Source organism: Rhodococcus jostii RHA1, assembly GCF_000014565.1.
GTDB lineage: Bacteria > Actinomycetota > Actinomycetes > Mycobacteriales > Mycobacteriaceae > Rhodococcus_F > Rhodococcus_F jostii_A.
In genome coordinates this window covers 3,295,256-3,318,186 of the sequence record NC_008268.1, presented here as the reverse complement: position 1 = coordinate 3,318,186, position 22,931 = coordinate 3,295,256, and the positions used below count along the sequence as shown (strand labels likewise).

At 67.6% G+C, this 22,931-nt stretch carries 20 protein-coding genes and 1 pseudogene; 12 read left to right on the top strand and 9 right to left on the bottom strand.

The features are described 5' to 3' along the window. Nucleotides 1–368: 368 nt before the first annotated feature. The 3 genes from RHA1_RS15255 to RHA1_RS15245 all read left to right on the top strand — a co-directional run bounded on the left by RHA1_RS15255 (nucleotide 369) and on the right by RHA1_RS15245 (nucleotide 2,861). The gene (locus tag RHA1_RS15255) at nucleotides 369–746 is read left to right on the top strand and encodes a CD225/dispanin family protein (RefSeq protein WP_011595798.1); all 378 of its coding nucleotides are present in this window, start codon (nucleotides 369–371) and stop codon (nucleotides 744–746) included. Between the two features lie 165 nt (nucleotides 747–911). Then, entirely contained in the window at nucleotides 912–1,715 is an 804-nt protein-coding gene (locus tag RHA1_RS15250; RefSeq protein ID WP_148228392.1) for a hypothetical protein, read from the top strand. Nucleotides 1,716–1,880: 165 nt separating this feature from the next. Next, complete coding sequence (locus RHA1_RS15245; RefSeq protein ID WP_011595796.1) at nucleotides 1,881–2,861, top strand: VWA domain-containing protein; 981 nt, start codon at nucleotides 1,881–1,883, stop codon at nucleotides 2,859–2,861. Between the two features lie 112 nt (nucleotides 2,862–2,973). Here the strand turns inward: RHA1_RS15245 and RHA1_RS15240 are convergent, their stop codons facing one another. Beyond that, a complete protein-coding gene (locus tag RHA1_RS15240; RefSeq protein WP_011595795.1) occupies nucleotides 2,974–3,660 on the bottom strand; it encodes a rhomboid-like protein in 687 nt (228 codons plus the stop codon). Nucleotides 3,661–4,132: 472 nt separating this feature from the next. Continuing rightward, complete coding sequence (locus RHA1_RS50485; RefSeq protein ID WP_011595793.1) at nucleotides 4,133–4,513, bottom strand: hypothetical protein; 381 nt, start codon at nucleotides 4,511–4,513, stop codon at nucleotides 4,133–4,135. 345 nt (nucleotides 4,514–4,858) lie between these two features. Between RHA1_RS50485 and RHA1_RS15230 the strand changes: the two genes are divergently transcribed. After that, nucleotides 4,859–6,157, top strand: a complete 1,299-nt coding sequence (locus tag RHA1_RS15230; RefSeq protein WP_050787309.1) for an alpha/beta hydrolase — start codon at nucleotides 4,859–4,861, stop codon at nucleotides 6,155–6,157. 154 nt (nucleotides 6,158–6,311) lie between these two features. Here the strand turns inward: RHA1_RS15230 and RHA1_RS15225 are convergent, their stop codons facing one another. After that, nucleotides 6,312–7,121, bottom strand: a complete 810-nt coding sequence (locus RHA1_RS15225) for a polysaccharide deacetylase family protein (RefSeq protein ID WP_050787489.1) — start codon at nucleotides 7,119–7,121, stop codon at nucleotides 6,312–6,314. A gap of 548 nt (nucleotides 7,122–7,669) precedes the next feature. Here RHA1_RS15225 and RHA1_RS15220 point away from each other — a divergent pair. Continuing rightward, nucleotides 7,670–8,371 carry an MspA family porin gene (locus tag RHA1_RS15220; protein WP_011595790.1) on the top strand — a complete coding sequence of 234 codons (702 nt, stop codon included), beginning with the start codon at nucleotides 7,670–7,672 and terminating at the stop codon, nucleotides 8,369–8,371. A gap of 1,522 nt (nucleotides 8,372–9,893) precedes the next feature. On the opposite strand, the gene RHA1_RS15200 is transcribed toward RHA1_RS15220, so the two are convergent. The 4 genes from RHA1_RS15200 to RHA1_RS15185 are packed head-to-tail and all read right to left on the bottom strand — an operon-like array spanning nucleotide 9,894 to nucleotide 14,519. Then, nucleotides 9,894–12,548 carry an FtsX-like permease family protein gene (locus tag RHA1_RS15200; protein ID WP_011595786.1) on the bottom strand — a complete coding sequence of 885 codons (2,655 nt, stop codon included), beginning with the start codon at nucleotides 12,546–12,548 and terminating at the stop codon, nucleotides 9,894–9,896. Beyond that, nucleotides 12,545–13,258 (bottom strand): ABC transporter ATP-binding protein, encoded by a 714-nt coding sequence (locus RHA1_RS15195; protein WP_011595785.1) that lies wholly within the window; start codon nucleotides 13,256–13,258, stop codon nucleotides 12,545–12,547. Before RHA1_RS15195 ends, RHA1_RS15200 begins: the two co-directional genes overlap by 4 nt. Next, nucleotides 13,258–13,932, bottom strand: a complete 675-nt coding sequence (locus RHA1_RS15190; RefSeq protein ID WP_050787488.1) for an ABC transporter ATP-binding protein — start codon at nucleotides 13,930–13,932, stop codon at nucleotides 13,258–13,260. Before RHA1_RS15190 ends, RHA1_RS15195 begins: the two co-directional genes overlap by 1 nt. Next, nucleotides 13,929–14,519 (bottom strand): hypothetical protein, encoded by a 591-nt coding sequence (locus tag RHA1_RS15185; protein WP_011595783.1) that lies wholly within the window; start codon nucleotides 14,517–14,519, stop codon nucleotides 13,929–13,931. The genes RHA1_RS15190 and RHA1_RS15185 overlap by 4 nt, the downstream gene beginning before the upstream one ends. A 255-nt stretch (nucleotides 14,520–14,774) precedes the next feature. Here RHA1_RS15185 and RHA1_RS15180 point away from each other — a divergent pair, with 255 nt between their 5' ends. Beyond that, nucleotides 14,775–16,031: a COG4705 family protein gene (locus RHA1_RS15180; RefSeq protein ID WP_041812414.1), complete on the top strand. Its 1,257-nt coding sequence runs from the start codon at nucleotides 14,775–14,777 to the stop codon at nucleotides 16,029–16,031. A gap of 420 nt (nucleotides 16,032–16,451) precedes the next feature. On the opposite strand, the gene RHA1_RS15170 is transcribed toward RHA1_RS15180, so the two are convergent. Beyond that, nucleotides 16,452–16,634 carry a hypothetical protein gene (locus RHA1_RS15170; RefSeq protein WP_041811461.1) on the bottom strand — a complete coding sequence of 61 codons (183 nt, stop codon included), beginning with the start codon at nucleotides 16,632–16,634 and terminating at the stop codon, nucleotides 16,452–16,454. 349 nt (nucleotides 16,635–16,983) lie between these two features. On the opposite strand from RHA1_RS15170, the gene RHA1_RS15165 reads away from it, so the two are divergent. The 3 genes and pseudogenes from RHA1_RS15165 to RHA1_RS15155 all read left to right on the top strand — a co-directional run bounded on the left by RHA1_RS15165 (nucleotide 16,984) and on the right by RHA1_RS15155 (nucleotide 20,707). Then, nucleotides 16,984–17,538, top strand: coding sequence for a site-specific integrase (locus tag RHA1_RS15165; protein ID WP_237726898.1), 555 nt, complete (start codon nucleotides 16,984–16,986; stop codon nucleotides 17,536–17,538). Nucleotides 17,539–17,928: 390 nt separating this feature from the next. Then, complete coding sequence (locus RHA1_RS15160) at nucleotides 17,929–19,359, top strand: DUF2252 domain-containing protein (protein WP_011595779.1); 1,431 nt, start codon at nucleotides 17,929–17,931, stop codon at nucleotides 19,357–19,359. A gap of 2 nt (nucleotides 19,360–19,361) precedes the next feature. Further along, nucleotides 19,362–20,707: pseudogene (locus tag RHA1_RS15155) on the top strand (diacylglycerol/lipid kinase family protein). A gap of 186 nt (nucleotides 20,708–20,893) precedes the next feature. Here the strand turns inward: RHA1_RS15155 and RHA1_RS15150 are convergent. After that, complete coding sequence (locus tag RHA1_RS15150) at nucleotides 20,894–21,142, bottom strand: three-helix bundle dimerization domain-containing protein (protein WP_011595777.1); 249 nt, start codon at nucleotides 21,140–21,142, stop codon at nucleotides 20,894–20,896. 102 nt (nucleotides 21,143–21,244) lie between these two features. Between RHA1_RS15150 and RHA1_RS52915 the strand changes: the two genes are divergently transcribed. From RHA1_RS52915 to RHA1_RS15140, 3 genes are all read left to right on the top strand, one after another. Then, entirely contained in the window at nucleotides 21,245–21,379 is a 135-nt protein-coding gene (locus RHA1_RS52915; protein WP_272942757.1) for a hypothetical protein, read from the top strand. A 130-nt stretch (nucleotides 21,380–21,509) separates the two neighbouring features. Continuing rightward, a complete protein-coding gene (locus RHA1_RS44580; RefSeq protein WP_011595776.1) occupies nucleotides 21,510–22,271 on the top strand; it encodes a Fic/DOC family protein in 762 nt (253 codons plus the stop codon). Continuing rightward, nucleotides 22,268–22,846, top strand: coding sequence for a recombinase family protein (locus tag RHA1_RS15140; protein WP_011595775.1), 579 nt, complete (start codon nucleotides 22,268–22,270; stop codon nucleotides 22,844–22,846). Before RHA1_RS44580 ends, RHA1_RS15140 begins: the two co-directional genes overlap by 4 nt. Nucleotides 22,847–22,931 lie beyond the last annotated feature (85 nt).

The window sequence follows — 22,931 nt, the reverse complement described above, 5'->3', positions numbered from 1 at the left end:
GGCCGGCCCGGGAGGGTGAATTTTCGGCCACGAGAGGCGCATGGTCCCCGGCGTTCCTCGGCCGCAGAAAGACAACGCCGGACGCCACTGAGCGCGCGATCGTCGTCCCGCCGGACGGGCCGGCGGACCCAGGGACAGCGGGGTCCGTCTCCACAAGGTCTCCCTCTGAGCATGCCGTTACCTCATCCGGAGGGTCGCCACGAGGGTGCCGCGGATGCCGGGATCAGATATGCGTCCGGTGCCGATCGCATGCACTGCGGCCTGCGGACTCGTCCAGGTCAGCTCTCAGCCAATCCTCAGCGTGGCAGACGTACCGTCGAAGCGGGTTTCCTTATGACGGATGCCCTTATGACGGATACGGAGTCACCATGGTCAATCCAGCATCCGAGCCCGCACCGGACGATCGGCCCACCCGAAGCGGGCCCGCCGCCGACGCAGCCGCGGTCCCATCGGTCCGGTCGCGACCCACCAGCAACGCCGGCTGGGCGGTGGCGTCATTGCTGTTCTTCTGGCCGCTGGCATTCTCGGCCTTCCACCACGCGTTCGAGGTCTACCCCAGATGGGTGGACGGTGATATCGACGGCGCCGAATACGCCTCCCGCCGGGTACGCAAGCTCGGGCAACTGTCCCTGTGGATCTTCGGTGGCTTGCTGCTGCTGGTTATCGTCCTCTACGCGATCGCCGCGATTGTTCTGATCGCGCACGGCGGCGACGGAGGCGACTGGCACGACCACATGCGCGACTGACCCCGGGAAATACTCTGCTGTGAGCGATGGACTTTCGTGCATCCTTCGAGCCGAGGGAGCGAGGGTGCCCACGCTCCCCCGACGACACCAGAGCAGAACACAGAAAGTCCGTCTGCGCTACCCGCTCTCAGCGTTTCCACAGCACTCGCGCACCAGACTGGAAGGGTGTCCGGCACTGTGCCCCTCGTTCGGGAGATGGTCACCGAGGTCGTGACCGAGGCCGCGACGATGGAGATCGCTCTCACGGTCCTCGGGATCGCCTTGGCGGTGTTCGTCGCCGGTATGGTCGTCGCCGGGTCCGGGCAGGCGAGCGGGTTGCGCACCGCGGGGTTGGCCTTGGCGCTGGGCATTGTCTGCGTTCACATCCGCGACGGTGGTTGGCTGACCGGCGCCGACCGTTCCATCACCTCCGTGCTGGCAGCACACCGCAGTGCAGGACTCGATCACCTTGCGACCGTGGGCATCGCGCTCGGCGCCCCGGCGGGCGCGGTCGCCGTGGCCGCGGTGGCCGGGATGGTCCTGATCCGGCACGGCTGGCCCGTGCCGGTGGCGTCGATCATGCTGGGTGCGGTGATGGGCGCCGTGTTCGCGGGCGCGGCCCTCGGCACCGTGCTCGGGCCGGGCCGGGCAGTTGCCGGGGTGTGGCAGCCGGTCGACACCGACAACGCGGTGCTGGCGAATCTCGCCGGGGCCGCCGCGGTGCTGGGTATGGCGGCGGTGATTGCCGGTATCGGCCGCAGTCGCACCCTCCGGGCGGTGCTGGCCGCAGCCGTGGTGATCGCGGTCGTGGCCCTCGCCGGTGCACAACTGTATGTCGGAATGCCCCTGACCGAGGTGGTGGCGGGAGTGCTGGTCGCGGCGACCTGTGTGACCGTGGGGCACGCACTGCTGGCGGCGTTCGCCTCTTCGGTGCCACCCGGCCCTCGCGGAGCGGCTTCCGAGCCTGGGTTCGTACCGGCGCCTGGATGATTCACCGGAAGGGGTTCGCGCTCACCACACTCGGCCCGAGTTGCGGCAACCGACTGTGGGCAGGTGATGATGGTGCCATGCCGATCGTCGCTCGGCTCGCGAGGGATTCCGAGCCGATGACGGCCTCCGGATCCGCCGGGCGGTGTCAGATGCCGGAGGTGAAACATGAGGTTCTCCGGCCTCGCCACACCGGGGTGGCTGATCTTCGCCGCCGTGGTCGGCGCGCTGTCGATCGGCTACCTGTGGGTACTGCGCCTGCGACGTAAACACACACTGCGGTTCACCAATCTGGAACTACTCGAGACCGTCGCTCCCACCCGGCCCAAGTGGTCGCGGCACATCCCACCGGCATTGCTTCTGGCGGGGCTGCTACTGCTGACCGTCGCCATGGCCGGACCGTTGGCGCAGACCCGAGTTCCACGCAACCGTGCCACAGTGATCCTCGCGATCGACGTGTCACTGTCGATGCGCGCAACCGACGTGCCACCCTCGCGCCTGGCCGCAGCCCAGGCCGGCGCCAAAACGTTCGCGGACAACCTCACCCCCGGCATCAACCTCGGACTGGAGGCGTTCGCGGGGACGGCGTCAATGCTGGTCTCACCGATCACCGATCACACCGCAACCGACAACGCCCTCGACCATCTGCAACTCGCCGAACGGACCGCGACCGGAGAAGCGATCTTCACCGCCCTCCAGGCGATCGACACCCTCGCCGGTGTACTCGGCGGAGGCAGCACGCCGCCGCCAGCCCGGATCGTCCTCGAATCGGACGGCAAACAGACCGTGCCCGCCGACCTGAACGATCCGCGCGGCGCGTTCACCGCAGCCCGCCTGGCAAAGGAGCAAGGCGTCCCCATCTCCACCATCTCCTTCGGCACCACTCACGGTGCGATCGACCTCAACGGCAGCCACATCCCCGTCCCCGTCGACGACGAGTCACTGCGACGGATCGCGGAGTTGTCCGGTGGCTCGTTCTTCACCGCGACCAGCGCGGACGAACTGCAAGCCAGCTACCAGAATCTGCAACAGCAGATCGGCTACGAAACCCACCTCGGCGACGCCAGCCGACCATGGCTGATCCTCGGATCCATCCTGATCGCGGCAGCGGCCGGCACCGCACTCGTTCTCCACCAACGCATACCCTGAACACACGGACCGCGGCGATGCACACACCCACGGCACCGTTGTCGGCGACCGGATGCCCGGGCGCGCCCGCGCCGACACGGCAATCCGCTCGGACGCGGCGATTTATCCGGGTTCACGAGACCGCCCTCCTTCTCCGGACACGGCGGACCGCCTCGACCGGGGACCATGTGCCCCTGTGTGAGCGGACCAGCGGATAGCACCCCAGACCGAGAAGTGCCGCGGTGAAGTGTCCGATCGCCGTGAAGTTCAGGTCTATGAAAAGCGGGACGGCGAAGAACGCCAGCACAGCTGCGACGTAGAGGTAACGCCAGGGCGAGGCAATGCGGTAGGTCAGCACCGCGATCACCCCGGCCAATCCGTAGCTGACCCCGATATCGAGGGTGTCGACCGCCGACGCGGGGGCGTGGCCGTGGCGAATGGCCCAGTACAGCACCCCCTCACTGATGTAGGTCGCGCCGACGTGCGCGATCACCACCACACACAACCACCGCAGTGTCCCCAGCCAACGCTCCGCCGGGACGTGGAAGATGTTGAACGAAATGAAGTAGGTGATCCATCCGCCGCCGGCGAGCCAGAAGGCACTCGAGATCAGTACCCGAACGGGATCCTCGGCAAGATGATGCAAGTTGGTCGATCGATCGCCCAACACCCGGGCGAGGTCGTCCGGCAGCAGGTTTTTCATCACCACCGATGTCACCAGCAGTATCGCCAGCCAGATGTAGGTCCCGGGTGCCCGCCGAACGTACGTCCACGCTGCCCGCGGAAGGGATCGCAGGCGTGAGGAGATGGCGATGTCCATCGACTCAGTGTGCACCGGATCGCCCGTCTCGGAGGCCGCAGCGATCATCACGTCCGACGCATCGGCATCTCGGGTGTCCTCGCCGGCTCGATCACGAACTTCGGCATCAGTAGCGCGTAGAGGGCGATCCCCACCTCGGCCACCCGGTTAGGAATCGCCAGAGCATCAAACAGGGCGACCGCGGGTCCGATAGTGCACGTCCGCAACGGTATCCGATTCTTGATCCGCAGGTGGTTCGTCAGCGTTGCGGTGAGCCTGGCTGTGGTCGGACAAGGGCGGGCGCTTCTCGGGCGGTGCAGCTCTCTCACTGCGATACCTGCACGGCTGCGCGCCTGGCCTAGGATTTGCTGGCTCCGATATCGTCGAATAAGGCCTATTCAACGATCAACCGATCAATATCGCCCGACCCGCTCTTGGTCGACCCCTCGCCGCGAAGAAATCCATGCCCCAACCTCGCTGACGGTATCTCGGTTCAATGCGGATCGGGCGCAGGGCGAACTGCGACGCCTTCGACCCACGTCTCCTTCTGGCCACCGCAGCGCATGACAACCGTGTAGGAGCTGCCTGCAGGAATGCTCGTGAGCGTCACAGTGTGAGTCCTATTCGGCGCCAGACTGACCTCTTGCGAAGCGATCGACCTTTTCGCTTGATCCAGCACCCCGACATCACAGTCTCGCGCGGTGTTGTCGCCCTTGGCGGTCACAGTCACCTTGCCCGGTCCGCCGACTGCGGTCATCGTCGCGTCAGCCGATGCCGCTCCCGCTGCCAGCGCGGCAAGCGCGGCGGCCACCACGAGTGTTGCGAGGAGGTGCCGTGAGCCCCTCCTGACGGTCGTGTTCGTGTTCGTGTTCATGATGGTCAGTCCCCATACTTCGGGACGGCCATGAAACCGTCACAGAGGACACCTCTCGACCGATGTCGTCCTGGCGTAATCGTGACCGTCGCGTGGATGTCCGGGATCCGCTGTGGCGGTTCGAGGACAGATCGAGGCTCGGTCCACCTTCATCGTAGGCCGGGCCCTCACAGCCGAATCCGAATTCTCAGGAACGCCACAGGTCGACGGGGCACCCCCGCGACCGTCCCGGATGTCCTCACATTATTGGCGGAAAAGCGGTCCGGGCCGGTGCGGTCTACGCCCCCGAGTAGAACGGTTGGTAGCAAGATCTCAGGAATTTCAGACATTCTGCAGGGGCACACATTGGTCGATCTGTCGTTGCTGTCGGGGCCGATCCCACTCCTGGTCGCCGCCACCGGCGCGGCGGGCGGTGTGTGGCTACTGACCGGGCACGCGGGGTGGTTCCGGCGCCGGGCGATACCACTGTGCGCCGCGACAGCGGCAATTCTCACCGGTTGCCTCTGGTTCTGGGTGGAGCGCGTGTGGCGTCCACTTCCCGACCCGATACCCCTCACCGTCTACCTGTGGACGGCCCTCGCCCTGTGGGCGGTGGCATTGCTGGTCCCCCGCGTTCTCATCGCTCCCCGCCGTGCGTGGGCGGCAGCGGTGTCGGTGGTGGCCGCCGCCGCAGTGGTCGCGGCCTGCGCAGTACAGGTCAACCTGTTCTTCGCGGCCTACCCCACGGTCGGCGCAGCCCTGGGGTTCGAGCATGTGACCCGCATCGACTTCCGGTCAGTTCCCCCTCCCACACCGACACCGATCACGGGCCGACCCCTCGAATCCATCTGGACGCCACCGGCGGACATGCCACGATCGGGCGCGGTGACCTCAGTGAACATCCCCGGGGACCGTTCCGGGTTCCACGCTCGCCGCGCCGACATCTATCTTCCGCCCGCCTATTTCACCGACCCGCGACCACAGCTACCGGTCCTCGTCCTGCTGGCCGGTCAACCCGGCCAACCGAAAGACTGGCTCACCGGAGGCCGGCTCGGTACCACCATGGACAACTTCGCTCACCACCACGGCGGGCTCGGACCCGTCGTCGTGGTCGCCGACGCAACCGGATCGACCTGGGACAACCCGCTCTGCGTCGATTCCCCACTCGGCCATGCCGCAACCTACCTCGCCGAGGACGTGCCCACCTGGACCAAGGCGCATCTTCAGGTCGACCCCGATCCCGGCGGATGGGCGATCGGCGGCCTGTCGCTGGGCGGAACCTGCGCGCTGCAGATGGCCACCAACTACCCCCAGACGTATCCGACGTTCCTGGACCTCTCCGGAGACCCCGAACCCACCCTCGGTGATCATCAACGCACCCTGGACGCCGCGTTCGGCGGCAACCAGGCCGCGTTCACTCGGGTCAATCCCCTCGACCTGCTCGCCGAACACCGTTATCCCGACTCGGCCGGTGTCTTCGTCGTCGGCAGTCACGACGACGAACTCAAACCGTCGATCCGCAAAGCCTGTGACGCCGCCCGGCAGGCGGGGATGGACGTGACCTACGTGGAGGTTCGCGGCGGCCACACCTTCGCCGTCTGGTCCGTCGCACTCGCCACCGAGATGAACTGGCTGGCCACCCGGCTAGGGCTCACGCCGTCTTGACGGTCCCCGCATCGGACGCCGGGCGCACCCCGGACGAGTACTGCAACGCGCAGGTGCCGGTGAGTTGGCGCCGGCCCCGGTGCGGGGAGAGCGGTGTCCGCCGCGGTGTCGGGATCCCGGTCCTGGATCGCGGAACGGGGCCGGATCCCCGGGCTTACGGCTTGATGAACACGTCGTTGAGGGTGACAGTGCGCAGGTTCCGGTTCCGGATGATCTCGACGAGTTGCGGGTAGACGTGGGTGACCGGCAGATAGTTGAGATGCCCGATGACGATGGCCTGCTGGGTGAAGTACTGGGTGGCCATCTTCACGATGTAGTCCTCGGTGATCAGCGAGGAATCCGACAACGAGCCGTACCACAGCGTCGGCACCGTGTAGCCGAGGTCGGCGGCCACGGAATCAACGGCGGCATTGTGTTTGCCATACGGCGGCCGGAAGTACGGTGCGGCGTCGACGCCGTACCTCGTTTTCAGGAACTTGTGGTTCTTGCTGAGTTCGTCGGCGATCCGACTCTTCGACACGGTCGTCAGGTCCGGGTGGGACCAGGTGTGGTTGCCCAGCTGGATCTGACCGCTCTCGACCAGGGGCCGCAGGAGTGCGGCGTTGTCGGTCCACGAGTCGTACTGGCCGTTGACGAAGTAGGTCAAGCGGACCCCGGTGTCCTTCGCGAACTGGGTGTAGAGCCGGACCACGTCGCTGCTGACGCCGTCGTCGACGGTGAGCGCGAGAAGATCACCCGTGCCGGGCAACGCCGTCAAGGTGCCCCCGCCAGGCAGCTGGATGCGGGACGCCGGGGGCGGTGGCGGAAGCACCGCCGGCGGCGCGGATGCTGCCGGCGTCGCCGGAACGCCCGGAACGTCGGGGTCGGGCACGGCGGTACCCGGGGTTTCGGCGCTGCTGATGCTGCACCCGGCCGCGCCGGCAACGGTTGCCGCGGCGAGAATGAGAAATTGGCGTCGATCCACGGCCGCATTGTAGGGGTGTGCGATGAACCGTTGATGGTGTGCGGCGCGGGCGCCACGAGTGGCGCCGAGGGTCCCGCGCGTGCCGCCGTATCGGTTACCGCGGAACACGCAAGAGTCGAGTCCCATCGGGCGCCTTTCACGCTGAGATGCAATTTTCACCCCAGCCCGATTCTCAGCGTTCTTTCAGCAACAAAGACCTACACTTCTTCAGCTCGCGTGGACACCTACACCAGCCGCGCTGTCCTTCGCCGCACCCTGGGGTGCGAGCGGTTGAGGTGAGTCGGATCCGCGTGCGCCCGGACCATGCACACTGCGCCCTTGCGGGGGCGGTTGCCGCCGATGTCCGATATCGGGCATTGCTCCGATAGGACCGAATTCCGTTGCCTATCAACATCTTATTCGACCAACGAGCCGCACACCGTGCCACCATCGGGCGCAGGAAACTAGGTCGTGAACTTCTGATCAATACTGAGATTCTCTGCGCCCCTGTGGTTACGCTTCGCACACTTCTTCATCTCTGATTTTGAAGCACTCTGAATGGGGTCGGTATGACGGACATCAGCACATCTCGCTCTGGATACAGAGCCTTCACCCGCGCAGCCGCAGTCGCAGGAATTGCCGTGCTCGCCATAGTCATGGGGAACGGAACCGCCTCGGCCGGCGTCGACAATTCCAGCTCCGTCGTCGACGCGCGAGGCAACCGGGTCGAAGTCCTGCAAGGTGATACCCAGTATCAAGTGGTCCCGCCGCTGGACGGTGTTCCCACCAGTGTCGAGTTCTTCCACAACGGTTACGCCGGGGTGAATATCACCGGCCCGAACGCGGCAGAGTTCACGGGCACCAAACTGACCGTCGGCTACCAAATCGGCTACCCGATCGCATTGTCCGGCGCGACCATCGTCCTCAATTCACCCGGGCTGGGGTTTGTGATCGGTTCGAGCAACGGGATCAACCTGGGGATCCTCCCCGATCCATCACTGAGCCTGAACGCGGGCACCAACGTCGGACTCGCCGGCGACATCATCCCGTCGCAGGAACTCGACATCGACCTGGCACCGGGCGGCATCACCACCGTCCCACTGCTCGAAAACCAGTCGTTCGACGGACCGGCGGCGTCGGTGCGGATGCAGGGAGTTCACGGCTCCATTTCCGGTGCGCTCGGTGCGGTCACCATCCGGCCGTACGCCACCGCCGTGACTTCACGTGGTGACACCGTCACCACGTACGGTGTGCCGCAGAAGCTCAATTAGGTCCGACAACACGAGAACGACAAACAGCCGGCCGACGCGACTGAGGTCGCGTCGGCCCGTTTGTGTGTGGGGCGGCCCAAGCGGGGCGTGAAATCACTCAAAAGGGTCGAGCCGCCAGTGGGAGCGCTGATTTCACCGGTTGTTGGAGCGGCGTTGAACGACAGCCGTTCCTCCGACGCTCACTACCAAGAGAAGCAACATCATCAGCACATTGATCATCGGCATCTCCGTTAACAGTTTGCCCGAGCAGGGTTGGTTGGGCGACGGGTAACCTACACCGCTGCAGCGCTTAACCTTTCGTGTTCTACCCGGCTCCCTGATGACGATTACGTCGACGGGGCGATCCCGCGCAATCGTATGACGGGAGTGCTGTGAAATCGCTGAGAGAAGAGCCGATTGTCCGCTGTAAGGCATAGGAACGACGGCGCATTTCACCTGTTCGTCCGTTGTGACGGCAGATGAATCGGATCCGCACAGCCCGTCAGGGCTGTTCACCATCGACGATCGACAGAACCCTGGTCAGTTACTGCACGACACCCGCAGCGACGGCGCAACGGTCGGCGCATCGCTTCGGGCCGGGCGAAGACATCGCGTCGGTTCGGTCGAATGGCTTGCGGACTATCACGTACCGGCAGGTAAGCGCGGCATGACCGGCCGCCCGCGTGGCCCGGCCATGTCCCAGAAAGGGGATGTTCGGCAGCCCGATCGCGGCGCGGGACGGTGAACCCCCGCGATGGCACAAGGGATTGCGAGAGCGCGGATTTCATCGGCATGCTGAATCCGAGATCAGCACTTGTGCGCGGAGTATGATCCGACCCCGCTGAGAGAATGCTGAGAACTGAGATGTGGCTGAGAAGAGGGGAATTCGTGACTGTCCGCCCATTGGACGTGCGTAGGATTGCGCGTGTGCTGCAGGTCGCTGCAACCGATACGGCGGCACGTCGGTCCCCGTTCACTGCCCCCATCGGTGGCGGGGGCCGTTTTGCGCCTCCCCCCGTACTGTGGCGGTGCACGCCAATTCCGCTGGTGCGGTGTATAGCCCGGATCCGGTCAACGACAGTCTCGGTCACCAGCGGCGCGGACCTCATTCGGCACAAGAACGGGCTGCGGTCAGTTCGGCTCGATGGTGGTGGGTGGAACCGGTACGAACGCGGCGGTGGCGCCACGACATGCCGGCATGGACCAGGGTTGGTCGGTGGCCGATGCCGGCGGGATGAGCGGCGGAGCCGTCGAGGAGGCGGATCGTGATGGTGCTGACGATGCGGACCACGGCGGCGGCTTCGGGTGTGGTGCAGCCCAGGTGTCCGGCGGATCAACCATTAACTGCCGGTGGAGAAGTCTTCGGCTCCGGTAGCGGGGGTCGGAACCCGGGGCTCGCCCTGGCAGGTGAGCGTCCGGTGGAACACGCCTCGATCAAGCGCGGGCGGGAAAAGCCCCGGTCGACCTTCGTTACCGGGTGCGGCGGTCCGGCACCGTGCACACCCTGAGACATCGCAGCCTGTCGCGCAGCCGGTCGGGTCGGCTATTCGCGGAGCACGCTGATCGGATACCGGGCGGCCGTGTGCGCGGCGGCGGCGGTGACGGCGGCGATGGCCGCGGCCGTCGCCGCGGCCACCAGGGTCAGATAGGCCCAGGGCACCGCGAGTGTCGCCGGGGGTGGGTCGAAGACCCCGGAGAGCACCGCGACGAGCAGATGGGACAGGACGACACCGCCGATCACCCCGAGTGCTGCCCCGCCGGCGGTGACGACGGCGGCCTCGGCGAGCACGATCGACGCGGTATGACGCCGGGTGCCGCCGAGCGCGGTGACAATCGCGAAGGTGCGCCGACGCTCCGCGAACCCCGACGCGAGCATCAATGCCGACCCGGCCGCGGCGAGGACCGCGGCGTAACCCAGTTCGAGTCGGGTCAACCCGCGCAGATCGACGGAGGTGAGAGTGGATCCGACAGTGCCGCGCACCGTGGTGATATCGGTGACGGTGGCCCCGGTACCGAGTGCATCGGACACCGCCTGGCGTACCGCCGGGGCGTCTGCCCCACCGGTGTCGATGAGGAACGCGCCGACCGCCGGGTTCGCGGTCACCTGGGCGAGGTAGGCGGCGTTGGCGACGAGGAAGCTGTCCTTCGGTGCCGTCGGGAACTCCTTGACCACCCCGAGGAAGCGGAACGGCACGGTCTCGAATGCCGTCGTGGCGGCGTCTTGGATCCGCAGCTTCACCGGGTCGCCGGGGGAAAGTTGGAAGTCCGCCACGGTTTCGGCGCTGACCAGAACCCCGTCCGGTTGGGCAGCGAGGCGGTCCATCAGTTGTGCGGCGGTACCGCCATCGAAGTAGCTGTCCTGCAGCAGCGCCGCTCCGGTGATGGTGGTGGGGTCGACGCCGTACAGGTCTTGCAGGTCCGCGCCGACATAGGCGAAGCGGTGTTGGAGCGGTTCGACATCTCGGACGCCGGGAATCCGGCGCAATTCGCCTGTGAGGTCCGGTCCGATGGTGGCGGTGGGAGGTTCGGTGACGGTGACGTCGGCGCCGTTGGTCAATCGGGCGTCGACCTCGGCCTGTTGCCGGTAGGTGCTGTTGAACACCGCGGTCGAGAGGGCGAACATCCCGGCCAACGCCACGACCGCGACCGACCGGGCGAGTGCGCGGCGATTGCGGGCGAGCATCGCCGCTACCGTGCTCGACAGCGGGCCCGCCAACGGCCGCAACAGGGCTGCGCCGAAGCGGCGGCCCCTACCGAGGGTGAGATCGGCCAGTCGCAGTGTCAGCAGGGCTGTCCCGATCCACAGCAGCGCCGGTCCGGCGAAGGTCCAATAGCTCACCGACAACGCGGTCACCCCCTCCGGCGCGAGCACCAGGGCGTACCCGGCGCGGCTGGTGACCCGGTAGACGGCGAACGCCGCGGCCAGCGCGAGGAAGTCGACCCCGGCCAGCCGCCACAGCGGACGCCGGGTGCGGCCGATCGCGGCGCGGGCAGCGGCCGCCGTCGAGAACCGCAGATCACGCAGGGCGGGAGTGAGAACGGTGACCGCCGTCAAGACCACACCCGCCGCGGCGGCCGAGAGCAACCAGGACAGGGACACCGGCGACCCCACCACCACGCGCTCGACGACGATGCCGGCCCCGGCGCCGACCACACCGCCGATCAGCCCCACCGCCACCGCCTCGGACCCGGCCACAGCGGCGAGCTGCCCGCCACCGGCACCGCGGGCGCGCAACAACCCCAACTCCTGGCGACGGCGCGGCGCCCCGCCGGCGGTGATCACCGCGGCAAGGACCGCGGACAACGCGACACCGGGCAGACCCAGGAACAGAAACAGCACCTGCGAATACAGGGCGTCCTGGCGGGCCGCGTCGAGGGTGGCGCCGAGGTTGTCCCCCACCAGTGCGGCGCCGGCGAGGGTTGCCTCGAGGTTGCGGGCGCCGCCGATGTCGGCAGCGTAGGCGGCGGCCGGATCCGGGGGCAGATTCCGGTCGCGGCCGAGGTGCACCTGCGCGCGCACCACCGCCGGATCGTCCCGCTGCCCGGGGGCGAAGAGGGCGTCGAACTCCGCGATAGGCAGCAGCAGCACATTGTCCGGGGGTGCCTGCGGCGGCGCGGCGGCCGGGGCGGCGACGGTCTGGAACAGTGAATCCGCCTGCGGCAGATCCACGACCCCGGTCACCGTCTCGGCGGCAGTGCCGCCGCCGGGCAACCGGACGGTGATCACCGACCCCACCGTCGCCCGCAGATTCGATGCGGTCTGCTGCGCCAGCAGCACCCCGGAGTCGGCTCCGCTGAGGGTGCGGATCGTGCCGGGAAAATGCTGCCGGTACTGATCCGGGATACCGACGATGACCGCCGGCCCGGTGCTCACGGCGGCGCCCCCACTGGTGGCGAAGAGCCCGGCGCTGTCACCGAAGCGGACCGGGTCCGCCACCCGAACCCCCGGATAGGACCGGATCTGATCGAGGACGGTGCCCGGATCGGCGCCAGGCTGCACCTGGATCTGCCAGTCGACGGCGACCGCCCGGGTGGCCCGGTCGGTCATGGTGGCCTTGGACGCGGCGAGGAACCCTCCGAGGGCGGCGAGGAGACTGACCGCGATCGCGAGACAGGCAGCGGCGCCGAGGAGTCGGCCGCGACGGCGGCGCAGCAAGCCGGTCAGCCACATCCACGCCGGGGCCGGACTTGTGCTCATGGCGTGGGAGGGACCGGGGTGGTCGGTGACCGGATCTGCAGGCGGCCGCCGCGCATCGACCACCGGACCGGGCAGCGCCCGGCGACCGTGTCGTCATGGGTGCTCACGACCAGGGCGGCGCCGAGCATGTCGACGGTCTCGAACAGCACGTCGAGGACCTCGGCGCCGGTGCCGTGGTCGAGTTGCCCGGTCAGCTCGTCCGCGAGGACGAGTCGCGCGGTGCCGGCCAGCACGCGGGCGAGCGCAACCCGGTGCGCCTGCCCACCGGACAGTTCCTCCGGAAGCCGCCCGGCCAGCGGTTCGAGCCCCAGCCGAGCCAGCGCGGCCCTCGCCCGCGCCCGCGCCGCGGTATCCGAGCGGCCGGCCAAAACCTGAGGGAGCGCCACGTTTTCGGTGACATCGAGGGCCGGAATCAGGCTCGGGGCCTGAAAGACCACCCCGATGCGGGTGCGGTCGCGGCGGGGATCGGCGCCCAGCCCCGGCCAGGAAATGTGCCCAGCGCTGGGGGCGTCGAGGGCCGCGAACAAGTGGATCAGGGACGATTTCCCCGAGCCGGACGGGCCGGTCAGGGCGATGCGGGCACCGCGGTCGATGTCGGCGCTCACCGAGTCGACCGCCACCCGCGCGGTGCGCCCGGACCCGAAGACCCGGCTCAGATCCCGGCACCGCAGCAACGGCCCGGCTGCGGCACTGCCCGGCAGGGTGCTCATCACAGCACCCGGCCGTCGACCAGTTCGATCACCCGGTCCGCCCTCGCCCGCACCGCCGGGCTGTGACTGGCGACCAGCACCGCCGCCCCGCGCCGGCACCACGCCCGCAGGAGTTCGAGCACCGCATGTTCGGAAGCGGGATCGAGCTCCCCGGTCGGTTCGTCGGCGAGGACCACGGCGGGATCGTTCGCCAGGGCTACCGCCAGCCCGGCGCGGGCCGTCTCGCCCCCGGACAGCGAGGACGGATACGAATCGGCCACGGCTGCGAGCCCGAGCCGCGACAGCAGATCAGGCACCGGCACCCGGCGGGCGGGAGCAATCAGTCGGCGTACCAGGCGCACGTTCTGGGCTACGGTCAGGTGCTCGAACAGGTTGTCCTGCTGAAACAGCACCCCGATGTGGTCGGCGCGGAGTCGGGCGCGGGCGGTCTCGGGTCGATGGCTGAGCGCCTCGCCGTGCACGCGCACCATGCCGCCGTCGGGCTCGTCCAGGCCCGCCAGACACGCCAGCAGCGTGGACTTGCCAGATCCCGAGGGGCCCGCGACGGCGACCATCTCACCCCCGCAGACTCGCAGCGACACTCCGCGCAGCGCCAAGGTTTCCTCGCCGGCGGCGCGGTAGAACCGGTAGAGCTCCACGGCGGTGATCACCCCACCCCCGGGGTCGGCGCTCACGAGGTCCACCGGAAGGAATCGGTGACCGTGCGCCACGGATCGACGTTGTCCGCCCCGACCGGAGCCGACAATGTCAAGGTCACCAGCTGGCCGTCGCGGAAGAACTCGTACCGCTCCACCTCGTCCGTGACGGACTTCCCCGAGACGGGATTGTTCGGCCCGGCGATCCGGTAGGTCGCCTCCACCGCAGTGCCGGCCGGCCGGGTCACCGACGTAACGGTGCCCGCCACATATCCGGCGGCAGAAGCGAACTGCTGATCGACGTCTTGGTGCACCGCGGTCTCGGACGGGGCCGTCGCCGCGAACCGTGAATCGACGGTAATCGCGTTCAATTTGTCGGTGAACGTCACCGCCGGCCCCGCCGCCGTCATCGCCCACCCCTCGGGCACCTTGACCGCGAACCCGGGAAACGGGTTCACCTCGACAAAGGCCTGATCGTCCGGAATATCGCCCGGCGAAGCCACATCCGGTCCGGGAGTGGCCGGGCCGCCCGCACCCGAGCAGCCGGTTACCAGGGTCGCCGTGACAACAAAGAGGGCGGCACCCACCGACAGTGTGGCCACGCAACGATCTCGTGCGCTGATCATCGATGCCTCCCATCTGCGGTGCATCCACCCATCAGGGTGCGCGGACGATGCTGTGGACACGCTGAGAACCATCCGCCGACGTCCCACCCAGTGGCAGCAGGCTGAGCAGCTGTGGAACCCGCCAGGCGCGATGTGTCGGGCATGTCAACCTGCGCCGACAGCACGACGGCGTTGCCGTGCTCGTCCCCCTTTCGTCCGGTCGCCGTCACCGACTCTCAGCGTGCCTTCAGCAAGATCCCCCTACGGTCAGGGGTCATGACCGAGTCAACGAAGTCTGCTTCCGCCACGACCCGGCGCGTGATGCTGAGCAAGGTGCCCGAGATCACGGTGTGGTTCTGGGTCATCAAGATCCTGTGCACGACCGTGGGTGAGAGCTTCGCCGACTGGATCAACATGACCTTGGGACTGGGTCTGAACACCACCGCGCTCATCTTCACGGTCGTCCTCGTCGCGGTGCTGGGATGGCAGCTGCGCCTGACCCGGTACGTGCCGTTCGTCTACTGGCTGGCGGTCGTCGTGCTCAGCGTGACCGGCACCCTCTACACCGACATCCTCACCGATTCCCTGGGCGTCCCGCTCGCGGTGAGCACCAGCGCCTTCGCGGCGGTCCTGGCCATCGTCTTCGGTGTGTGGTTCGCCCGCGAGCGGACCCTGTCGATCCACAGCATCGTCACCACCCCGCGTGAGGTGTTCTACTGGCTCGCCGTACTGGTCACCTTCGCCCTGGGCACAGCAATCGGTGACTGGGTACTCGAGCTCACCGGCTGGGGACCCGGCATCTCGGTGCTCCTGCCGGCCGGGTTGATCGTCTTGATCGCGATCGGCTGGCGACTCGGCGCGAACGCCGTGCTCTCCTTCTGGCTGGCGTACATCCTGACTCGCCCGCTGGGTGCGAACCTCGGCGACTGGCTCGCGTCCCCGTCCACCGATCACGGACTCGGCTGGGGTACCGCGCTGACCAGCGTGGTCTTCCTCATCGCGATCCTCGCCACCGTCGTGTACCTCACCCTCACCCACAGCGACGTCATCGAAGAGCACGAACGGACCTTCACCGCGACCGTGACCACCACACCGGGCCGCGAGCGGCTCATGCTCGGGTACTACGCCGTCATCGGCGTCGCCACCGGCGCCCTGCTCATCTGGGCCGCCGGGCAGCCGCACGAAACCATCGCGAGCGAGGAGGAAACCGGCACCGACTCCGTCACCACGACACTCACCCCCGGGCAGGTGACAGCACATTTTCCGGCGGCAGAGATCACGAAATTCCGCACCATCACCCAGGACACGCTCGCGAAAGTGCAGGCCGGCGACCAGACCGGCGCGACCGCCCGGATCAAGGACCTCGAAACCGCGTGGGACGACGACGAGGCGACCCTACGCCCCCTGGACGCCACCGCCTGGACCGTCCTCGACGGGCGGATCGACAACGTCCTCAAAGTCATGCGGGCGAGCACACCCGACCCCGCGGCCGAGAACCAGACTCTCACCGCACTGTTGACCGAACTTCAGTGAGCAACCGCCCAAAATCGGGCATGTAGGTCGCGGCTGTCATCATGCACGGACCTGGGGAAGCGAGCTCTGGCACGCGAAATTCGCATTCAGACTGTGCAGGGTCTCGATGTCCGTGGTCACTCATGGTTTGTGCGCACCCGGCCGACGCCATCGTCCGCCGCCGCCGCTGGCGGCGTGAATGCCCGTTTTCGCTGACAGCCGTTCGAATTCTGGGGCAAATAGACGCACGATTTCAGCGTCGGTACGAGGCCCAGGACATCGCAATTACTACATATGCGAGCAACATTGCCAGCGCTGCCGCAACAACCAGGATCACGTGACACAACGTCACTTTCCTTGACCCGCCCCGACCCCGGATCCGTTCTATCCTGTCCGCGTCGCCCGGGAGACGGATCATGCCCACGGCGCCGCTCTTGATCCTCATCGCTTCCCTACGACGGCGGCGAACCGGGTGGGCGCGGTCCGGTGTTCCATTCTGGCCCAGGCCGCCTCGGCGGAGAACGGCCCGAATGAGCAACACGCCCCATCGTGGCGGTCCACCTCGACCACCCAGTACTCGGTCACTTGGACGGATGCCACGGCGTCGACGGCGGTGTCAGTCATCGGTGCTCCTTTGCAAGAGTGAAGCCTCGCGATTGTGTCAAGGTCCAGTGTCCGCCGACCTGAGCGTGCAGGGCGAGCGTCGGCCTGCTCGGGGTTCCAGTAGTAATGGCGCAAAAAACAACGAAGTTCACGTAGTGCCTGGTCGGCGTCGATTTCTCGGTTCGGGCTGCGGGCCGGGGTGGTTGGTGCTCGGCTTGTCTGCCGATGAGGTTTCGGCGTGTTGGAGGCTGGGGTTCGTGCCGGACAAGGTACCGTCGGCGCCGCCGGTGGCGGTGGCCCGGCTGGCGGATCAGCTGAATATCGATGCGGAGCAGATTCGTTCGTAATCCGGGAGAAGACGCTGTGGCGGATGCTCTACGAAACCTGCGCCCGCACCGAGGAACTGCTCCAGGTCAACATCGAGGACCTCGATCTGGCCGGGCGGTGTTGCCCGGTGAAGTCCAAGGGCGCCAAGCCCCGCACCCGCCGCCGCGGTGCCACCTACCACGAGTACGCGCACGAGCTCGTGTACTGGGACGCGGGCACCGCCCGGCTCCTGCCACGCCTCACCAAGGGCCGCACCCGCGGACCGCTGTTCGTCACCCACCGCCGACCGGGCCCCGGCAAGGCCGCCGCCGACCGGGACATCTGCCCCGACACCGGGCTGGCACGGCTGTCCTACGGCCAGGCCCGCGCCGTGTTGGATGCCGCCACCGCGACGAATGGGCCCGGCACCGGTTGGGATCTGCATGAACTTCGGCATTCCGGCCTGACGCATCTCGGCGAGGCCGGTGCCAGCCTGGTGGAGATAATGGCAAAGTCCCGCCACCGCAAACCCGAGAACCTACGCCGCTACTTCAAACCCTCACCGGCAGCCATGCGCGGCATCACCAGCCTCATCGGCCCCGACCGCAGCCACCGATAACGGCCACCTGCCGCCCGGCGGTGGGCGCTCGAGGAGGGGGCTCAGTCCTGATCGCCGGCGCCCGGCCATCTGGACGCCCTCGAGATCAGCATCGATGCGGATGATGGCGCGACGCCGGGCCCGAACAGTCGGCCACGATCGATGGGCAAGATGCGGTCGGGGTCGAGATCGAGATCGAGATCGATGAAGGTCTCGGGCTGGTACGAAGGCCTCGCTGCAACGGATGCAGGTCCTTCATCGCTTGCAGCTCGTGCAGGGCGAGGTCCGAGACCACCGATTGCCAGCAGCGGGCGCGCCGGCCGCGCAAGATGGTGGGGGCGGTTCGATGTGGGCCGTGGTCATCCCGACCACCCCTGATCCGCGGACGACGGCCACCCGAGGGACCACGCCATGACAGAACGAGACCCATTCCCCGATCCCTCACCCGCCGGTGCGGGCGACCATCCGACCCGGGCGGCCCGCACCGAGCACGGCGACACGGTTCGGCGCCGGATCCCGTTCGACGCCATCGCCGAACACGCACCGGCCCCAGGCCGTGACCCGGTCGGCCTGCTCGAGTCCCAGGCGACCACCCGGGTCCCCGACCTCGTCCCCATCCGGTACGGGCGGATGGCCGAGTCACCTTTCGCGTTCTACCGCGGCGCCGCCCTGGTGATGGCCGACGACCTCTCCCACGTCGCGGCCACCGGCCTGCACACCCAATTGTGCGGGGACGCCCACCTGAGCAACTTCGGACTCTTCGCCACCCCCGAGCGCAAGCTCGCGTTCGATGTCAACGACTTCGACGAAACCTATCCCGGACCGTTCGAATGGGACGTCAAACGACTCGTCGCGAGTCTCGCCGTCGCCGGGCGCGTCAACGGGTTCAGCCGGAAACAGCGCAAACGGATCACCCGGGCCTGCGCGGCCGAATACCGCGAAACCATGACCTACCAGGCCGACCGCGGCGAGCTCGCGGTCTGGTACTCCCACATCGACGCCGCGACCGAGCTGGACGAGCTCCGCGACGTCCTGGACTCCTCGACCCGCAAACGGGTCCGCAAGACGATCGACAAATCCCGCGGCCGCGACAGCCTGCAGGCACTGTCCAAACTCACCACCCTGGTGGACGGACAGCTGCGGATCGTGAGCACACCGCCGCTGATCGTGCCGATCGAGGAGATCTTCACCGGCACCGAAGCCGACCACATCGACCAGGAGATGATCCGGCGACTACGCGACTACCGCGACACCCTGCAACCCGCCCGCCGTCTCCTGTTGGATCGATTCGAGTACGTGCAAACGGCACGGAAGGTCGTCGGGGTGGGCAGTGTCGGCACCCGGGCCTGGATCGTCCTGCTCCGCGGCCCCGGCGGCGACCCGTTGTTCCTGCAGGCCAAAGAGGCCGGGCCGTCGGTCCTCCAAAAGTACGTCGACGGCCCGGCCTTCACCAATCACGGCGAACGCGTCGTGACCGGGCAACGGCTGATGCAGGCCGCGAGCGACATCTTCCTCGGCTGGCAGCACGGACCCGACGCCGACGGCGTGGTCCGGGACTTCTATGTCCGCCAACTCCGCGACGGCAAGGGCTCCGCCGTCGTCGAGACCATGAATCCCGACGCCATGGCCCTCTACGGGCGGTTGTGTGCCCGGGTCCTCGCGTATGCGCACGCCCGCGGCGGTGACCGGTTCGCCATCGCCGGGTACCTCGGTTCGGACGACGACTTCGACAAGGCGCTGACCGCATTCGCCGAGACCTACGCCGACCAGAACGAACGCGATCACGCCGCGCTGCGGAAGGCGATCGACGCCGGCCGGATCACCGCACACCCGGGGACATGACGATGAGCGACCACCGGTCCGCCGCCCCCGACACCGCGACCGGAGCCCGCCGCTGGTGGGCGCGGGCGGCGTTCGCCCTGGCGATCCTCGCGGTGGCGGTGCCGCTGATCTCCGCCGGACTGCTCAGCACCGTCGGGAGCCTCCTCGTCGGAATCGGCGGCGTCACCGTCCTGGTCGCCGCCCTGTACTGGTTCCTCGCCAGTCGCGGTGTGCTGCGCTGGATCTCACTGACCATCGCGATGCTGTCACCGATCGTCGTCCTGGTCCTGTTCATCCGCGCCCACCTGCTCGCCGAGGTCGTCGCCTCCATCGTTCTCGCGCTCCTCACGGTGCCCTGCGCCCGCGCCGCCCTGCGCGGACGAATCTCGGACACCGCCGTCCGCGAGGTGCCCGCCCCACCGGTACGGCATCCGGTGCTGATCATGAACCCGCACTCCGGTGGCGGCAAGGTCGCGAAATTCGACCTCCGGCGCAAGGCCGAGGAACTCGGCGCCGAAGTGGTCCTGCTCGAAGGACCCGGCACCGTCGACGTCACCAACCTGGCCCGGCATGCGGTCGAGGCCGGAGCCGACCTGCTCGGCGTGGCCGGCGGCGACGGGACCCAGGCCCTCGTCGCCGGGGTCGCGGCAGAAAACAACCTGCCGTTCCTGGTGATCAGCGCCGGTACCCGCAACCACTTCGCGATGGACCTCGGACTCGACCGCACCGACCCGAGCCGGTGTCTCGACGCCCTGCGCGACGGCGTCGAGCTCGCCGTCGACCTCGGCCGGATCAACGGCCGCCCGTTCGTCAACAACGCCTCCTTCGGGGTCTACGCAGAGGTGGTCCGCAGCCCCGCCTACCGCGACGACAAGGCCGGGACCGTGCTCGGGATGCTCCCGGACCTGCTCGCCGGACAGGCTGGTGCCTCACTCGTCGCAGAAATCGGGGACGTCACCGTGCGGAACCCGCAACAGTGCTGGTGAGCAACAACCTTTACGGGACCGGCGATCTCGCCGGCCTGAACCGACGGGACCGGCTCGACCGCGGCGTCCTCGGCGTCGTGACCGTATCGGTCGCCAGCGCCCACCAGGCCGTCGGGCTGCTGCGCCGCGCGAACGTCCGGGGCCTGACCCAGCACACCACCGCCGAGGTGATTGTCGACGCCCGCACACGCCAGACCCCGGTCGGCGTCGACGGCGAATCCCTGCTGATGCCCACCCCGGTGCGCTGCACCATCGAGCCCGGCGCCCTCCGGATCCGGGTCCCCCGCGACCGCCCGGGGGTCCGCCCCGCCGAACCCACCGTCGACTGGGTCCGGCTCCGCGAACTGGCCTGGCACCGTCAGGCCGCGTCCCCACACACCTGAGGACGCAGCAGTACCACTCGCCCCCAGATCAGCCGGTGTTCGGCCGCGGTCGTAGAAGCGTGCCGTGCCCGAAGCGCGGTGATGTGAGGCGCTCGAACAAGTCTGCGCGGCGGATCCTTCAGTGGTTGCAGGCGATGTTCGCTGACGGCGAAGTCCCCTCAGCCGGCACCAACGAACAGCCGCCTGCTATCTGGCATGCAGGTGTTCCGGCAGGTCGCTGCTGCCCGGAATGCAGGTTCGGGGTGACGAGGCGAGTGTCGCCGTTGCGGTGTGTTCGACGAGCAACGGAACCAGGTCCCGGGGCCGGGTTTCCGCGTAGTGGGCGAGGGCGTCCTCCACCGCGGCCTCGACCGTGGCGTACGACGCCGTCTGGAATTTCGTGAGCAGCCGAACGATGACCTGCGAGATCTGGCGGGCTTCTTCGGTGGGATTCATAGGAGAAATCGTGCTCGGTCACGATCGGCCACGTCAATCACGCATCCGTGCGGGCCGTCCGTCCCGGATCCCGGACGGCGACGTGATCGACGGACGGCCAGGATGACTTCGGGACCGGTGGCGGACCAGCTCATACTCGACCGGGCCGCGGACGTCGGGCTCCTCGCGCGTGAGGTGACTGAGCGGTCCCTGGGTGAACCCGGGGAGATTCCCCGACTGGCCCGCGCATCTCGCTGACAACACCCATCCCGGCGGAGGATGATCGGTTGACCAGTTCAACCTCCTCGGCTACACCGATCCCCAGCTCCTCGCCGAGGTCGAATCCGCCGCAACCACATGGCGGCTGGCAGAGCTCGCCATCGAACCAGTGGCCGGAGACTTCGGCTTCACCCATCTGCAAGACATCCACTACTACCTGCTCCAAGACGTCTACGAGTCGGCAGGCGAGATCCGCACCGTCCGTTCCTTCGCAGGAAACACCGGCATCGAACACGATTCACCGGAGTCCATCGAGGCCGGCATCGCAGAGAACTTCGCGAACCTCGCGACCGCCGACTACCTCCGCGGACTCGACCAAGCCGAGTTCACCACCGCACTCGCCGAGTACTGGGGCGACCTGACCTTGCTACACCCCTTCGTCGACGGAAACTCCCGCACGCAGAAGGTGTTCGTCGACCAGATCGCCCACCAAGCCGGGTGGGCGATCGACTGGCGAGAAATCAACGTCGGCGCCTTGCAGTCCGCACGCACCTTCTCGTTCGTCGACCAGGGCAAGATCCTCGGCGAAATCCTCGGCCCGGTGATCGTCGAAAAAGACTCCATCCCGGTCGACGTGGTCACCGCGCCCAGCCGCGACGCCCTGACCACCGTGCAGGAGCACTGGGTCACGATGATCGAGCACGCGGAGAACCGGTTCGACAAGCCCTACACGTGGTCGACCCAACACACAGTGGCCGACATCGATCATCAGCCCGAACCGACACCGGCGGCCGTTGCCGAACATCGTGAGTTGCCGGAATACGAATCGAGCTGGCAACAGCCGTACTGGACACCGGACACCGGCCACACCATGACGACCAGCCACACCATGTCCCATCCTGGATCGCGGCCGGAAGGACCGAGACTGTGAGCATCATCGGCTACGCACGAGTATCGACCCTCGAGCAAAACCCGGAACTTCAAGAACACGCACTTCGCGAGGCCGGCGCAATCAAGATCTTCACCGACTACGAGTCCGGCGCCAAGACCGCCCGCCCCGAGCTCGACAAATGCCTGAACTACCTGCGCGACAACGACGGCGACGTGCTCGTGGTGTGGAAACTCGACCGTCTCGGCAGGTCCATGCGACACGTCATCGAAACCGTCCATAACCTCGGCGAACGCGGTATCCAGTTCCGGTCCCTCACCGAAGGGTTCGACACCACCACCCCCGGTGGAGAGTTCCTGTTCCACATCATGGCCGCCCTCGCCCAGATGGAACGCCGCATGATCATCGAACGCACCCGCGCAGGCCTCGACGCCGCCGCACGCCAAGGCCGACACGGCGGACGACCCACCGTCATGAACACCGACCGAATCGAACTCGCTCGTACCATGCGCGAACAGGGTAAAAGCTTGGATGCGATCGCCAAGTCGGTTGGCGTCGGCAGGTCGTCGGTGCGACGAGCGCTCGATCGGTCCGACCCCCACGCTGTGACCGGTTAAGGATCGATTCGTCGGTCGCACACGAATGTCCACTTACCAGCCCCGAGTCAGTACAAGGCGAACCATTGGTAGATGCTGCTCCGTT